The sequence below is a fragment of the Burkholderia sp. PR2 genome (assembly GCF_052372875.1).
GTDB lineage: Bacteria > Pseudomonadota > Gammaproteobacteria > Burkholderiales > Burkholderiaceae > Burkholderia > Burkholderia diffusa.
Window position 1 is genome coordinate 543812 of record NZ_JBQRWH010000002.1, and the last position, 16365, is coordinate 560176.

Sequence of the window (16365 nt, forward strand, 5' to 3'; positions counted from 1 at the left end):
AGTCCGCCCCGGCCTACCCCTAAGCTTTAGCAACCATGTCATCCCGCTCGTCCAGTTCGGCGTCGCCCCGCGCCACGCCGGATCTCGTTGGCGCACACATTCTCGTCGTAGACGACCGCCCGAACGACCTGCGGCTCCTGACGGAAATCCTGCGCGCCGCGCGGTGCCGGATCAGCGTCGCATTCGACGGCCTGCAGGCCTATCACCGCGCGCAGGCCATCGCACCCGACCTGATCCTGATGGATGTGCGGATGCCGCGCATGGACGGTTTCGCCGCATGCCGGCTGCTGGGGTCCACGCCATCGACGCAGAACATTCCCGTCATCATCCTGACCGCCGCGGGCGATCTCGAGGATCGGATCGCCGGGCTCGAAACCGGCGCGCTCGACTACATCGTGAAACCGTTCGAACCGGCCGAGGTGATCGCCCGGATCCGCAATCACCTGAAGCGCACGCGGCGCAGCCAGCCGTTTGCGCACCTGCCCGAACTGCCCGATCACCCCGACGCCGCGCTGGTGCGCGCGGCGAGCGAGATCCTGCTGCGCGAACTGCGCAATCCGCCGGCGCTCGACGAACTCGCTCGGCAGGTCGGCACGCACGAAAAGCGCCTGTCTCGCGTGTTCCGCGATCACCTTGGCCAGACCGTGTTCGAATATCTGCGCGATACGCGACTGCGCGCGGCGAAGCACTTTCTCGCGGAGACGTCGATGGGGATCGGCGACATCGCCGAGGAGATCGGCTTTTCGACACCAGGCAATTTCGCCACGGCGTTTCGCGAACGCTTCGGCATCACGCCGTCCGACTGGCGGCGCCAGCGACCGACGGTCGACGCGCCGCCGCCGTCGCATGAACACCAGCGCGATGCATAGGCGCCGCGCGTCCGGCTGGCTCGCCGTCCTGCCGCTCCTGGTGGCGCTGGTGGCCGCGTGCGCGGCGCCCCGCGCCGACGCGACAGAACCATCCGGCCAGACCGCGCGCGTGGAAGCGGTGTCGATCGTCGAGGATCCGGGTGCGGCGATGTCCGTCGTCGAGGTGGCCGCGCGGCTCGAAGGTTCGGCACGCGGCGCGCCCGCGGCAGCGCAACCGTCTTTCAACATCGAGTTTTCCCGCTCGGCGTGGTGGGTAGGCGCAACGCTGGCCAATCGCGACAGCGTCGAGCGCGCGCTGGTGCTCGCGATTCGCGACGCACGCGTCGACCAAGCAGCCTTTTATGTCGATCGCGGCGGCGCGTGGACGCTCGCCGCCCGATTCCCGGCGGATAACGGCAACGCGAACCGTGCGGCTTCCCGATATCCGGTGCTCGACATGACGCTGCGCGCGGGCGAACGACTGCCCGTGTTGATCCGCGTTACGTCGCGCAAGGAAATGAGGCTCGCGCCGGCCGCGTTCACCCGCGACGCGTGGGACGCGCAGGAACTTCACGCCGCAATGTGGAACTTCGGCTTCTTCGGCGGGCTGCTCGCACTCGTATGGTGTGCACTGCTGATCGGTTTCTTTTCGCGCAGCGGCATGTTCGTCGTGCTGGCGATGCTGGCCCTGGGCACGACGCTGTTCGAAGCGACGTACCGCGGCTATACCGCGATGTATCTGTGGCCCGGCGCCTACGCGTGGTCGGCGCGGGGCGAGGTGATCTTCGCGTACCTGTCGGTCGCGTGCTTCATCGTCTTCATCCTGATGGTCGCGCACCGCGAGAAGGCCGGCATGCCGATGCGCGCGGTCTACGTTGCCTTCCTCGCGCTCGAATGCGTCGGCATGGCCGGCGCGGCGTTCGGCGACCTGCTGACGTTCACGTGGTTCTGCCTGCGGCTGAACACGGCGATGGGGATCGTGAACATCAGCCTCGCGCTGATGCTCGTGATCCGCCGCACGCCGACGAGCCGCGTGATGCTGATCGCCGTCACGTTCGCCACCTTCAACATCCTGCTCCGGATGCTCGACGGCATGAACACGATGCCGGCCTGGCTGTTCTGGCTGAAATCCGACCTCTATCCGAACCCCGTCATCGCGATCATCGGACTCGCCACGCATCTGCTGGTGCTGGCCGCATGGATCGACCACGTGGGCCGCCAGCGCACCGACGCGCGCAAGCGGCTCGAGCACTGGCAACTCACCGAACAGGATCGCCTGCGCGATGAAGTGGCGAAACGCACGGTCGCGCTCAACGACGCGCTGCAGCAGGCGAGAACGCACATGCAGCAGAAGATCGAGACGCTCGGCTATGTCAGTCACGACCTGCGCGCGCCACTGTCCACGATCAACGGCTACGCGAAGCTGCTGCTGCAAAGCGCGACGCGCAGCCAGGCGCGGCTGATCCGGTCGATCGACCGCAGCATCCGCTACCAGCTCGCGCTGATCGACGAATTGCTCACGTTCACGAAGGCCGAACTGCAGCCGCTCGGCATTTCCCCCGACGTGACCGACCTGCCCGGCCTGCTGAACGATATCGGCGACTATGCGGTCGCGCTGTGTTCGCAACAGGGCAACCGGTTCGACTATCGGCCGCTGACGCCGCTGCCGCGCAAGCTGTCGATCGACGGCATCCGGCTGCAGCAGGTGCTGCTCAACCTGCTGTCCAACGCATCGAAGTTCACGCGCGACGGCACGGTCACGCTGTCGGTTCGCGCGTCGCGGGAAGGCGCTGCATGGCGCCTCGTGTTCGAGGTCGCCGATACGGGGATCGGAATCGACATCGCCGGGACGCGCGACATCTTCCGCGCGTACCAGCAGGTGCAGGCCGTGAACGGCGGCACGGGGCTCGGGCTGTTCATCGCACAGCGTATCGTCGGCGCGATGGGCGGCGAGCTGGCCGTTACCAGCCAGCCCGGCGTCGGCACGTCGTTCTCGTTCCCGGTCGTCGCGCCGGCCGTCGGTCACGCGCTCGTGCCGGTGTCGTGGCTCGTCCGGCGGTTTCGGCCGGCGAGCGATGCCGGACCCGAGACCCCCGCCCCCGTCCTGCGCGGCCCGTCCGACGATGCGCTCGACGAACTGATCCGGCTCGCCGGCGAGGGCCGGCTCACCGATATCGAGGAATGGCTCGGCCGGTTTGCGGACGAGCCGGACCATGCGGCCTTCGCGCAGGCGACGCGCGAGCACCTCGACGCACTCGATCTGCATGCGATCGAGAAGCTCGCCGGCTCGCTGAAACGCGCGCGTATCGCGGAGGCATCGTTCGACGCCGAGACGGATACGGCCGGGCCGACCCGGTAGCGCGGCAATGCGCCCGCTCCGGGTCCGGCGGGGCCGTCGTTCGACCGCCGTTCGACGCCGCCGATGATCGGCCCGAACCGCGCGTGCCCGAATTGGCCCGGCATCGCCGGTCAGTCGAGCTCGCGCCACGGATTCGACGCGGCGGCGCCATGACCTGAGGCGGAATTTTGTGACCAATCAGGCAGTGAGTCTCGCGTCGATATGATCGGAATCCAGCCAGGCTCGACGGACCCTGGCGGGCGGTTGGTAGCGATGCGCACTATGCGGCCGGCGCTCGTTGTAGAACTGTCGCCAGCGTTCGACGAGCACCTTTGCATCGGCACGGCTGCGTCAGGATGACATCCTGCGACCTCAGGCTGGCACCGACTTCGATCGCCAGGCACTCGCGGGTATATTCATCGATCACGCAAAGCATCTTCAACGCTCGCCCATCGACCAGTTGGTCGTGCACGAGGTCGTAGCCCCATACCGAATTCAGTTGTGTCGCACCGGGCAGGCGAATGTCGTTGCCACAACGACGACGGCGAGGCCGCCGCCGCGGAATGTTGAGCTGCAAGGCTCGCCACATTCATCGCACGCGCGATTCGCCCAGCGCCAGCCAAGCCGACATGCGCCAGTAGCCGAAGCGCGGCAATTCCTGCGCGGCCGCCATCAATTGCTCGCCGAGGCTCCGATCCTTCTCCGGTTGCTTGAGCGTATAGGTGGCCACCCGGCGGCTCAACCCCAGATAACCACATGCCTTGCGTTGCGAGACACCCCGCCGAGTCAGGACTTCCAGCGCTTCGCGCCGGCCCGTTGGGATGCTCATTTTTTTCGGCTGAGTTCCTTCAGGCCGTCGATTACCAGCAATTGCTCGGCAATCAGGCGCTTGAGCCGCTCGTTCTCCGATTCCAGATCCTTGAGCCGACGGGCGTCGGCCACATCCATGCCGCCGAACTTGTTGCGCCAACGATAGAACGTCTGTTCCGAGATGTTGTGGCGCTTGCACATATCCTCCACCGGCTCGTCCCGGCTCTCGGTCTCGCGCAAGATTCGGATGATCTGCTCGTCGGCAAATCGCTTCTTCATCGAGTTCTCCTTGCCTCTAGGACAAAAGAGAACTCACTTGCTGATGGCTACGAGAAACGGCTCAGGTCATGCCGAAGAAAATTTATAGAAACAATCGGATAGTGTCGCCAGAAGAGGCATTGAGGTGTGCAGCGCAGTCACCTGTCCAACTCCTCCACCACGCGCATGTGTGCAACGATATTCGACCACGGCGATGACCGGAGTTGATTCAGTGCTTCTCGATCAACTTGCGGGACGCGAACAATTCGGCATCGTTGCGGATACCGAGTTTACGATATGCGGATTGCTTTTGCGCGCTGATCGTCTTGGGACTTCGGAAGAATTTCGACGCGATCTCCGACACGGACATACCAGCAAGAAAGCACCGCAACACTTCATGCTCGCGCGGGCTGAGCAGCAAGTCCGCCGCCGAACAAGAATCGGGCGACGGTTTATCGTCACCGCTAGCGTCCCTCGGTTCGGCCCCACGCGAATCTGTCGGCATGCCCCACCTGATCCGGTTCGAGAGTTCGGCGCTGATAAATGAGTGACCACTTGCCACGACGCGGATCGCGCGTGCGAGCTCACCGAGATCCTCGCTCTTGCCGAAAAAACCGAGCGCACCTGCGCGCATCGTCATGTTGACGGTTGCCGACGTGTCGTTGCTCGACATCATCAGCATCCGACAATCGGGGAATCGCGTATTGATGAGCTTGACGAGATCGAGGCCGTCGATCTCGTCGGGACCAAGCGTGTAGTCGAGTAGCACCACATCGGCGCGGTTCGCTTCGAGCCAGCGAATCAGGTCGCGCGACTTGCCGAAGCTCGCTACCAGTTTGATGGAGCTCTTCTCGGTCAAGTAATTTGCAATCCCGAGTTGGACGATGGCATGGTCGTCCAGAATCACGACGCGGATCGGCTGGTGCCCAGGCCTCATAGTTACCCCTATCGTTGTTGTATACGGCGCGAAACGGCTAGCCCCGATATTGTCGCGGGATGCCATCCATGATTATTTCGAGTAGCTTACCGGCTTTTGGGGCAATTTTTAACCCTGGTGACTCAATGTGCAGGTCCTGCGATCGCAGTGCCGCATTGCGTTTCCGCAACGCGCGACCTATGATGTCGGTCTCGTTTTTCGGTTTTACCTGCGGCCATCTCGGCGTCCGATACTCGTCTGAGGACCGTCCACGGCAGACCGGCCAACAATCTGGTTGAACAACGTGAGCAAGCTGAGTTTGAAACGATGTGCCGTGCTAATGAGCGCAATCGTCTGGCTGACGCCCACGTTCGGATGGGCAAACAATTCGCCGCAATTCACAGCTGAAGAGAAGGCGTGGATTGCCGCGCATCCGGTGGTGCGCACCACAATCGATCCACACTGGCGCCCGTTCGAATTTCGCGACCACGGGAAAGTAGTTGGCATCGTGCCGTCGTACCTCGATGCGATTTCGCGCGTGAGCGGATTGCGCTTTGAGTACGTCGACGGCCTGTCATGGGCGGACTCGCATGACGCCCTGATCTCCGGAAAGATCGATGTGGTGCCCGACGTATCGAAAAGCGCAGATGTGTCGATGTATCGCGCCGGCGTCACTGTCAGCCAACCGTACTTCGTCGGCACGATGTTCGTGGTTGCGCCGGAACACCTGAACCTGTTCGTCGATTCCCGCAATCTGGCCGGCAAACGAATCGCGATCAAGGGCAACGGCGGGCTGGAATATGCGATTCGCCAGAGCGGCCTGCCCGTGACGCTGCTGACCTATGACGACGAACAGGATGCGCTCACTGCCGTCGTCGACGGAAATGCGGATGTCGCCCTCGGCACGGACATATCAATCATGCCGCTGCTACGCCGACAGTTCCTGGGTCGGCTGTTCCTGGCGGGCGGCCTGCCGGACCGGCCATATGCGCTGGCCCTGGCAACCCGCAGCGACATGCCCCTGCTCGCATCCATTCTCGATAAATCGTTGGCTGCGATTCCCGCTCGCACGGGCGAGGAGATTTCACGCCAATGGATGGAGTCGACTGACTACGGCGAGCCGACTCTGCGCTCAATCCTTTACTATCGACGCTGGCAGGTTACAGCAGCCGGCGCCACCGTGTTCGCGCTAGCAGCAATCGCGTTCCTTTCGTGGCGCGCACGCGCCGCTGCGGTTCGCAGCGAGCGCGAAAAGGCAATGTTCCTCGCGTTCGTGAGCCACGAGATCCGCACGCCGATGCACACGATCCTTTCGTCGCTCGAGCTGCTGCAGCAGTCGCAGCTCACGCCGAAACAAGCAGGTCGAGCGGATGCAGCCGTTGCCGCCTCGGAATCGCTGCTGACGCTGCTCGATGACGTGCTCGAATACTCGCGACTCGAATCGCACAACGTCACACTCGCGCCCGAACCAACGCAAATTGAGGCGTGGTTGCGCCGCAGCGCCGACATGGTGCGCTGGAGGGTCGACGAGAAAGGACTGAACCTTGCGCTTGAACTCGCCTGCCCAGCCGATTTGACCCTGCTGATCGATCCGGTCCGCACGCGGCAGATCGTGTTGAATCTGCTCGTCAATGCAATCAAGTTTACGTCGGAGGGATCAGTCTCGCTGCGTGTCGACTATCTGGAAGGTAAGCCGAACACTGCCGGTTCACTTGTGATCGAAGTCCGCGATACCGGGATCGGCATTCCGCCCGCGCGTCAGAGCCACATCTTCGAGCCCTATCAGCGCGTCGAGGAGCCGGGCAGCCGTCGCGTGAACGGCAGCGGCCTGGGCCTGTCGATCTGCCGCGAACTGGTTGAGCTCATGAACGGAGTGATTACCGTCAGCAGTAGCCCAGACAAAGGCACAATCTTCACCGTGATCCTGCCTGCGCAACGTACCCGATGGGTAGCAGCCCGGAATGCGGTCGTGCCGGAGGCGCCTTCACGTGAACCCGACACGACCGATACGCCGGCTTCCCAGCGAGTCGACGAAGGTCCGATGGTCCTCATCGTCGACGATCACGAAGCGGTTCAACATGCGATCCAGCATCAACTTGATGCGCTCGCGTGCCGTTCGGCCATCGCCGGCAACGGCGCGCAAGCGCTCGATCGGTTCGAGCGCACTCAGTACGACATGGTGCTGCTCGATTGCGACCTGCCGGACGTCGACGGCTACACGGTCGCACGGCGCATGCGCGCCAGCGAGCAACAACGCGGACAGGCGCGCACACCGATTATCGCGATCTCGGCGTCGACGGAAGATGCGCATCGTGAGCGCTGCTTCGAAAGCGGAATGGATGGGGTGCTCGGCAAGCCGCTGCGGCTCGAAGCGTTGCGGCAGATGATCGATCTTTGGTGCCCGGCAAGCAAGCGTGACAGGCACCAGCCGCCTGTCGAACCGACACCAATAGCAGGTCGGGAATTCTCAGAGATCTACCGTCAAAGTATCGACGCGGATCTGGCGGCTCTGAGCACCGCGCTCTCGGCCGGCGATGCTGACAGGGCGCGCTATATGGCGCATAGAATCAAAGGGGCAGCCGCGATTGCCGGGCATGCGGGGACGAGTAACCTGGCAGCCGAGCTCGAGCGCGTCCTGGAGGCCGTGTCCGACGCGATTCCTGGCAATGTCGGCCCGCTTCATGATGATTTGTTACGTCAGCATCGCATCGAGACGGCTACGCCGGATTCAGGCCAATCCAGGCCCTGCAGCACGCGCACATAAGCCTATGTGGCTGCCGCCTGATCCGGTGCAACGCCCGCATACGCAGGGCACCACATCGCGATCATCTGCCGCAACGCTTCGAGCCGCAGCGGCTTGCCGAGCACACCATCCATGCCGCTCTCGAAGCAACGCACCTTGTGCGCGTCGCCGGTATTTGCCGATATGACGATGATCGGAACGTATCGCCCCTTTCTTGCAGACTCGCGTTGACGGATCGCGCGTACGAGCGCGCAGCCATCTACGTCTGGGAGATTGCAATCCAGCAGCACCATGTCGACATGCGTGCGTGCGAGCTGCTGCAACGCGGCCTCCCCCGAGTCAGCGATGATGCCGACGCAGCCCAGCGCCTCGCATTGATCCTGCAGCGAGTCCCGTACGGCTTCGTTATCATCGACGATCAGGATGTACGGTACTTTTCGGCATGATTGGGCGGCGGATGCTGGTGGGCTCACCGGCGCCCACGCGGTTGACTGTGCCGACGACGCGTTATCCGTGACTGCAACCGGCAGCTTGACCGAGAAGACGGTCTCGACACGCGGTGTACTGCTGACCGTAATCGTTCCACGCATTAACTCGACGAGCTTACGGCAGATCGCGAGGCCGAACCCGCTGCCGACTCCGCCGGAACGTGAAGCACGATCATCTTGCCAATACGCATCGAACAGATGCTTGAATTGATCCGCAGCAATGCCAACTCCCGTGTGGCCGACTTCCAGAAGCAGCGTCCTGTTTCGCCGTCGGCGGGTCGCGGAAATGCGAACACGCAACGTAACGGTGCCGTCATCCGTGAAGTTGATTGCATTGACTAACAGGTTCAGCACGATCTGGCGCACGCGAACCGGATCGATCTCGACATGCAGCGCCGGAGGGATCTCGCTGTCTAGCGTCATCGAGATTCCCTTGGATTCGGCACGCCAGCGCACCATATCGACGGTTTCTCGGGCCCACGACTCGAGCTCCACTGCCTGCGCGGCAAACGTCACCTTGCTCGACTCGAGGCGGGAGTATTCCAGGATATCGTCCAGCAGCGCCAAGAGCGTTCCTGACGCGGACACGGCCGCATCCGCGCGATCGGCCTGTCGTGGCGGCAAATGCGAGCGCCGCAGAAAATCGAGCGACGACAGAACAGTCTGCATCGGCGTGCGGATCTCGTGGCTCACGAACGCGAGGACCATCGCCTTGTCCAGCTTGCTGCGAATCGCCGCCGCGCGGGATCTCCAGTAGAGATAGGCGAACAACGCGAATATCAGCAACGTCGCAGCAATCGCGACCACCTCCGGCGCGCGATCATGCAGGATTGAGCGTCGTGTCGGCTTGCCGTTGTCGCCGAGTTCAACCCAGTCCTGCATGATCGCAGCGGTTTCGCTCACCGGAATCGCTGCGAGCGACTTGTCGATGATCGACGCCAGAATCGGCAGATCGGCGCGCGTGAGCATGGCCAACGACACGGGGCGATCCGCCAGCATGCCGGACATGTAAAGCTGCCCCGGGAATTGCCGGCGAACGATCGGCAGGATCGTGACGTCGATGCCAAGCGCGGCGTCGGCTTCGCCGTTGGCCACCGCAGCAAGTGCGAGTTCCTCGGTGTCGAACGTCAGCACGTCGAGCGCGACGCCGCTATGACGGGTGAAGTATTCGACTGCGCCTCGCCCCTTGATCGCGACGCGCCGGCCTTCGAGCCGCTTCAGACTGAAAACCATCGCGGAATTGTCACGTGTCACGGCGGTCAGCCGCCCGACCAGATAAGGTGTACTGACTAGTGCGTCGCTGCCGACACGGTCAGATACCAACTCTCGCCACACACCCGGCAGCAAATCCACCTTGCCGGTAGCGAGCGCGTCGTACGCACGGCCCCATTCCGTCCCAGGCACCGTGTCGAACGTGAGTCCGGTCATTTTCGAAACCGCGTTCAGGTACCCGGCGACAAGACCAGCATGCTTTCCGTTGCGTACATATTCGATTGGACTCCAGTTCGCCTCGACTGCTATATGAACGATCGGGTGTGCGTCGATCCATCGCAGCTCTTCATCGGTGAAGATCGGTTTCTGCCAAAGCGTTGACGCAACCGCGCCAGGCAGCAGGACCACGCAGACAACCGGAAGCAATACACGACAGAGCGAACACCATTGGGTCCAGCGCGAAGCGCGTATATTTTTCATGATCGATGCAGCTTAGAAATATGACGATGCTGATGGAATGAATCGCGAGGAGCCGCCGCGTCGCGGGCGGGACCTTGACTCAGGCGACACATCGCACAAAGCCCAACAATTTGCTTCTCGTTCAGGTGTCGCCTTCAGAATCCCGCAGGATGCACGTCGGATCACCACGCTGCTGCCGGTTCAGGTGTTACGTATGGGAGACCCTGAGAATGCAACACCCACATATAGAAGGCTTGAAGAAGGTTTGAAAGGTACATCGCGCGCGAACTTGTCAACGGTATTGCGCATTGTTGCGCGCGTTGTTTGATGGGGATTCTGTATTACAAAGTGACGCCGCAACATAAGATTTGTCCTAAAAATAAAAGGCGACGTCATCCGCGCCACGGCTTCACGAAGGGCCGTTAGCAATCAGGGCGCAACTCTGACCTGCTCTAAAAATCCGGCGTACAAGTTAGTTCTAGAGCTAGTGCTAGTGCGACGCAGGCTGAACCGCTTGGATTTCCCGGAGAGTGCCGAGCCTTAGTGGTCGGCTTTTGGCCTTACCCCGTTTTTCCAGACACAAGCTCGCCGGCGCCGGCACCTGATTCTTGATACCGGTGCCGAGCTGCTTCCAAGATCGCTACTCAGGCAAGAGGGCATTGCATTTGGCATGCGCCGTCGAGGCGATTCCTGGGGACAACGCCGCAATGGAATGCTTCTTCAATCCTGAAGAACCGAGCGCGTGAACAGGCGCGCCTATCGCACCCGTGCCGATGTGTTCGAATACATCGAGCGCCTCTACGATTCGTACCGCCGGCGCTCAACGCTGAACTTCCTTACCCCGGTTCAGTTCCAGCACCGTATTGCGGGCTGATAAACCCGTCCGGGAGAACAGGGGAAGACAAATTTGCAAATGAGACGAAACTGGGAACATCAATTCGCCGGCACCACTTTCACTTCATGCGTGTCGGTCCCGTTTGCCAAGACGACCCTGACCGGGCCGCCCACTGGATTCAGCCCGGCCAGATCGAGTGATTCACCAGGCGACAAATAGCGGTCTCGCATGCAGTCAATCAAAAGCGCACATTCCCCATGCGCGGTTGCCAGCATGACCGTGTTCCCCGTATTAACGAATAGCGTCCCATCGACCCGATAAGCCTGCCTTGGCGACCTCGGCTGCACGACCAGGATTGTCTGCAACTCGAGACGCGGTTTCACCTTGACCGCATTTGTATCGATCGAAACCGCGCGCTCCTCCCGGAACGTCACGCGAAAATAGCGTGGCGAGTCGTCACTTACACCTTTGAAATAGAGACGCAACCACCCACTCTTGTTCGGGCGCAACACGAGTTGCTTCGGTGCGTACATCAGATCGCCGCCTTTCGGCTTCCAGGTCGCGACGTCGCCATACGGCGGAGCGCTCTCCTCCACTGACACGCCGTATACGCGCGTCTGGTCGCTGTCGTTCACGACCTCGCGAACGAGATAGTCTTTCCCGGACCCCATGAAATAGGTCATGTCGCCAACGGACAATGCCTGCGCTGTGCAAGACCAGACCAACATCACGAACGCTGCGAATTGCCTCAATCGATTCCTCACTGGTTACTGGTCCGCGCATACGCATCTCACCCGCTACAACTCAGCCAGTCGACCCGGCATCGCGCGTTACCCGACAAAAATAGACACGCGACCGACTGCGTCGGCCGCGCATATGGATACGTCTCCTCCATTTTGGTTTGGTATCAACCTTCGCGACGCCGAACCGGGCGCGCATCGGCCACGCTTTTCGGTTTGCATTCGATCTGATCAACCCACAGCGCGCCTTGCGCTTTGCTGAGGTCAAAGTCGATCTCGCACGTTCCGCCGGTGCCGGTCTCGTATTGAATGACCGGATAGGCGGTATCGACGTCGATCACGAAACCGCCGTCGGCTGCAGTCGTAGCCTTGCCGATGTGGTTGCGAATCTCGGTGTTCGGCTTCACCAAACCGTTCTCGGTCAGCACGCCGAACACCGTTACCAGCCGGCGGACCTTCGGCATCATCGACGCGACGTTGCCCGGATACAGCACGAGCTTGGCGTCGCCTTCCTGGATATCGAAGTTTTCCGGCGTGTCACGACGCGTGCGGATCGTCACGCGGTGTTCGCGGTATCCCGTAAGCGGAACGAACGTGGAACGCGAATCGAGCGCCAACGCCCCATTCGTCGACACCATCTCGAGGTTGCCACGTGCCGACTTGTCCACGCCGACGATCACGCCGCTTTCGCCCTTCTTGCTGTTGAACCCGATGCCGCGCGTGTTCCACCCGACACTGCCCTGCATCGCGGCGGTGCCGCTGGCGTCGCCGGTATCGTCGATGTTCACGTTACCTTGCCAGCCGAACCAGCGGTTGTGGCCCTGCGCGCCAAGGTTCGCTTGGGTGCTCGACGGATTGCCATAGTCGCTCGACAGCGAACGCGAGCGGTTGACCCCTGCCGACAGATAGTCGACGCCCGGGATACGCTCCGGCCGCCAGCCGACGTGCGCGCCGATCTGCTCGGTATCGAGCGAACGCGAATAGTCGATGCCTGCGTCGCCGAACGAGAACGTCGCATTCAGGCCGACGTAGAACGCATTGTTCCACTTACGGCCCATGCCGCCGCTATTCCGGCTGAACATCTGGCCGCCATTGAGCATCACGCGCACCCATTTGTTCGAGTAAATGTCCTGGCTCCAGTCGATGCGGTAGTCCTGACCGCCGCCGCCGTATACGCTGCCGCTCACGTTGAGCGTCGCGTTGTTGGCCCAGCCGAACATACGCGCAACGTTCACGTTCGAACCGAAGCTCAGTGTGCGCTGATTGTATACGCCGTTTTTCGCGGTGCTGCCCGTCGTCAGCATGTAGTTCGCCCACGCGCCGACAGGCCCGATGTTCGCCGCGCCATTCGCATTCACGCGAAAACCGCCGTCGCTCGTCGCTCCCGTGTCGATGCCTACGTTACCGTGCTTGAAACCCCGTTGATAACGCAGTTCGGCGGCGGCCAGACCGTCAAAATAATATGCACTGCCGTTAAACGTGCCGAACCGAGTCGCCATCTTGCCGCTCGCGCCGACGAGCTGTCGGCTGATCGCACCACGCCCCCCAACGTTGTTCGCAACATACTGGCCGACATAGAACTGATACTGCGTGTCCGCACCGGTTCCGCCGTTACTCGGCTTGTACACTTGCTCATTGCGGGACGACACCACACGACCGTTGACAACGACGTCCACGCGAATCGGGTAAGTCCCGACTGGCAACTGGCGCGTATCGATTTCCTGGTTGCCGAGGGGAAGATGCTGAACGTTGATCAGCTTGCCGTCGCGATGAATCTGCACTTCACCCGATGCAGGCATGAACGCGAAGATTGGCGTGCGCGCCAGCGAGCCGTCGTTCAACTCCGAGCGGCTTGCGGTGCCTGCGCTGACGCCAAGAAAGCGCCCGCCCGGAAGGAACGTTGTCTGCCCCAGCGCATTCATCGACCAGGTGCTCAGATAGCCGGCCGTGATCGATACGCCGCGGTAGTCACGTTCCAGCCGCGCTTCATACAGGTTGAAATCGTCGCCGCTGCGAATGTCGCCCTCAACATACGCGTGATTGACACCAATTGCGCTGACCGACTGCATGTGGAGGTAGCCGTTCGCATCGGCTCTGGCGTTCTTCACGACCGACATGTCGTAATTCAGCACACCGCTCGGATGCTTCTCGGTACTGTCGGGCAGCATATGCAAGCGCGGCGCGCCTTCGCTTGCATAGGCATCCCTCGGCAGTTGTGCAACCAGTTCGAACGTCCGGAGGTTGAATTCCAGTTGGACGTCAGATACGTCCTCGCGTACGCTCGACGTTTCCGCGACCATGCGCAGCGGCTTGCCGTAGCGATCCGCAATCCTTTGCTTCGCGGCATCCGTGATGGCGATCTTCGCGAGGCTGAAGTCCACCAGCGTCAGCGTGCGACCATCGTACTTGACGGTCGCCCGGCCCGCTTCCTCCGAACCGCTATCGATCTTGAGCCGCACGGGCACGTCGACACCCTGCTCGAGTGCACCGAGCAGGTTGTCAGGAAAGGCGTACTGACCAGCAGCCAATGTGCCATCGGCATGTGCACCCTCCGCAGGATCGGGCGCGCGATCGGCAATTTCCGGATTCAACGAGCGAGCATCGCGGCCTGGTTCCATGTCCGACGCTGGCACGGACACCGATGCGTATTCCGAGACCGTGATCGCGTCGACATCGACGGCGTATGCGGACTCGTCGCGCCCCCTGTCAGCTTCGGGTGTCTCGACTGCCCGCGCACCCCGATCGAACATCACCGAATGATCCGCCGCAAGCACAGCCGACGACACCCATCCTCCCGCAAGGGATACGGCGACGTTAATTGCTGTCATTGTCGACTTTTTCATTCGCAGTCCAAATTGAATCTCTGTTTATCCAAGTCACATAACCGTGATTCGGTTACTTCGCTACGACCTTCGACGGTGCGGCATTCATCGGGAAATACTGGTAGTCGCTGCCTTTCCAGACGCCAATGCCTTGAAGGGATACCAAGCCCTTTTCCTTGCGCATGTCTCCCGACTCGCCCGGGAGCAGGAAAGTGGATCGGCTGCACGCCTTCGGTTCGGTCGCGGCCTTTTCTTCGCACTTCCCCGTGGCCGTGACATGGACGAAGGTATTTCCGATGTTCTTCACACGCCCGTTGCCGTCGTGTTCGAATTTGAAGTGGATCATTCGTGGGCGCACGACGAGGATCGAACTCAGCCGAATGCGCTGCTTCGCGGACAAGCTGACGCCATCACTGATGTTCGATTGCGACGACACGGCCTGTTCAATGAACGACAACTGGTAGTAGCGCTCCTTGTCGTCCCGCTTGCCCTGGTAGTAGATCTTGACGTCCGCCGTTCGATGCGGCGGCAGAAACACCGTTGCGGGCGAGATCAGCACATCCTTTTTCTGCTCATGCAGCACATTCAATTGCCGCGGATTGGTAATCTCCTGGACTTCCGTCGACACGAATTTGGCTATCGAGTCGTCGTTCTTGATCTGCTTGACGACGTAGAACTCGTTTTCCTGCATTTCGGTCGTCAACGATCCGATGCCAATGGCCGATGCATGCTGCGCGCCCATCAGCGCGGCCGCCAGCGCCAAGAGTTTGAGTGGCTTCATCGTGTCCTCCGAAAGAAAAGAAAAAGAAAATGCCGAACCCCTAGACCGCGAGGTCCGGCATTACCGGAGTCAATGCCTGCTTCGACCGAATCTACGCAGGCATTCGGCGCAACTTACGCGGTCGGCGTTTCCCAGCTCGCGACGAAACGCACTTCGACGTCGCCGTTGTAACGGCCGTCGGAGACGCCAGACAGACCTGTGCCAGTCAGCGCGTTTCCGTCCCTGTCGGTGCCTTCTGCGATCGAGAACTTCACCGGCACGCCATTCGCCTGGTGGTACGAGCCGTTCGGCGTCTTGTTCGGGCCGACCTTCGACAGATTCATGTTCTGCAGGCCATTTGCCGCGATCGACGGCGCCGCGTCACCGCCGGTGCCCGACAGGATGTCGGTGAGGGTTTCGCTCAGCTCGACGCCACCGAGATCGACGCCGACCTTCAGCGAATCCTTCACGCCACCTGCAACGGCATTCAGCGTGTTCTGCGTGACTTGCGCCTGGATCTTGTAGCCCGTGCCGCCTTCGTAACCCGCCGCGAGAACGGTCAGCGTGCGGTCCTGCGTCGAGAATGCTTCGCTCGACGGGTTCCACTCGAAATCGAGCGTCGTGCTACCTTCCGCGAAGACGCTCAGCGTCACGTCGGACTTCTTGACAACGGATGCCGTCCACTTCACGCGTGCTTCTTCCGGGCCCACGGTTGCGGCGATGGCCGGAACAGCGAACGCGACTGCGAGTGCGGATGCCACTGCGAGGCGGAATGCAGTTTTCTTCATATCGATCTCTCAAAGGTGTTCATCAATTAACTTGGATGACCAGACGACATCCCATACCCGGGGATGCTTCTGGACCGCCCGTCCTACCAACTGCCGGTTCAATGGGTTTGCCAGATCACGGCGGCGAAACGAATTATTTCAATTGAAAGGCCAATGTAATATAAGAATGGGCCTAAAAAATCCTTGACCCGCTTCGAACGGCACATGCTCATGCGGCCCGGCGCCCGTGCTGATGGATGACAGTCACACCCGAGCGCATCCCTCTCCGGCAAGTAAGCCAACAGAAAAAGGTTTGCCGCGGACGCGATGATTTGGACGTGCGAAACCGGCAGGTGCGCCGGAACCGAA

Annotated in this window: 9 protein-coding genes and 2 pseudogenes; 4 read left to right on the forward strand and 7 right to left on the reverse strand. The window is 61.5% G+C overall.

What is annotated here, in order from left to right; all coding sequences use genetic code 11:
* Nucleotides 1-35: 35 nt before the first annotated feature.
* Both ACT2FV_RS14100 and ACT2FV_RS14105 read left to right on the forward strand, forming a co-directional pair.
* Complete coding sequence (locus ACT2FV_RS14100) at nucleotides 36-869, forward strand: response regulator transcription factor (protein ID WP_124906360.1); 834 nt, start codon at nucleotides 36-38, stop codon at nucleotides 867-869.
* Nucleotides 862-3207, forward strand: coding sequence for a sensor histidine kinase (locus tag ACT2FV_RS14105; RefSeq protein WP_444504281.1), 2346 nt, complete (start codon nucleotides 862-864; stop codon nucleotides 3205-3207). Before ACT2FV_RS14100 ends, ACT2FV_RS14105 begins: the two co-directional genes overlap by 8 nt.
* A gap of 177 nt (nucleotides 3208-3384) precedes the next feature.
* On the opposite strand, the pseudogene ACT2FV_RS14110 reads toward ACT2FV_RS14105, so the two are convergent.
* A pseudogene (locus tag ACT2FV_RS14110) lies at nucleotides 3385-4275 on the reverse strand (transposase).
* Between the two features lie 208 nt (nucleotides 4276-4483).
* A complete protein-coding gene (locus ACT2FV_RS14115; RefSeq protein WP_444504127.1) occupies nucleotides 4484-5161 on the reverse strand; it encodes a response regulator in 678 nt (225 codons plus the stop codon).
* 349 nt (nucleotides 5162-5510) lie between these two features.
* On the opposite strand from ACT2FV_RS14115, the gene ACT2FV_RS14120 reads away from it, so the two are divergent.
* Nucleotides 5511-7934 carry an ATP-binding protein gene (locus ACT2FV_RS14120; RefSeq protein WP_444504128.1) on the forward strand — a complete coding sequence of 808 codons (2424 nt, stop codon included), beginning with the start codon at nucleotides 5511-5513 and terminating at the stop codon, nucleotides 7932-7934.
* Nucleotides 7935-7936: 2 nt separating this feature from the next.
* On the opposite strand, the gene ACT2FV_RS14125 is transcribed toward ACT2FV_RS14120, so the two are convergent.
* Nucleotides 7937-10093 carry an ATP-binding protein gene (locus ACT2FV_RS14125; protein WP_444504129.1) on the reverse strand — a complete coding sequence of 719 codons (2157 nt, stop codon included), beginning with the start codon at nucleotides 10091-10093 and terminating at the stop codon, nucleotides 7937-7939.
* A gap of 613 nt (nucleotides 10094-10706) precedes the next feature.
* Here ACT2FV_RS14125 and ACT2FV_RS14130 point away from each other — a divergent pair.
* Nucleotides 10707-10946, forward strand: a pseudogene (locus tag ACT2FV_RS14130) (IS3 family transposase); the annotation flags it as partial.
* Between the two features lie 59 nt (nucleotides 10947-11005).
* Here ACT2FV_RS14130 and ACT2FV_RS14135 read toward each other — a convergent pair.
* The 4 genes from ACT2FV_RS14135 to ACT2FV_RS14150 form a co-directional block, all read right to left on the reverse strand.
* Nucleotides 11006-11590: a hypothetical protein gene (locus ACT2FV_RS14135; protein WP_444504130.1), complete on the reverse strand. Its 585-nt coding sequence runs from the start codon at nucleotides 11588-11590 to the stop codon at nucleotides 11006-11008.
* Nucleotides 11591-11814: 224 nt separating this feature from the next.
* A complete protein-coding gene (locus ACT2FV_RS14140) occupies nucleotides 11815-14490 on the reverse strand; it encodes a TcfC E-set like domain-containing protein (protein WP_444504131.1) in 2676 nt (891 codons plus the stop codon).
* A 52-nt stretch (nucleotides 14491-14542) separates the two neighbouring features.
* Complete coding sequence (locus ACT2FV_RS14145) at nucleotides 14543-15250, reverse strand: EcpB family pilus assembly chaperone (protein WP_444504132.1); 708 nt, start codon at nucleotides 15248-15250, stop codon at nucleotides 14543-14545.
* Nucleotides 15251-15363: 113 nt separating this feature from the next.
* Complete coding sequence (locus tag ACT2FV_RS14150; protein ID WP_444504133.1) at nucleotides 15364-16017, reverse strand: common pilus major fimbrillin subunit EcpA; 654 nt, start codon at nucleotides 16015-16017, stop codon at nucleotides 15364-15366.
* Nucleotides 16018-16365: the final 348 nt, after the last annotated feature.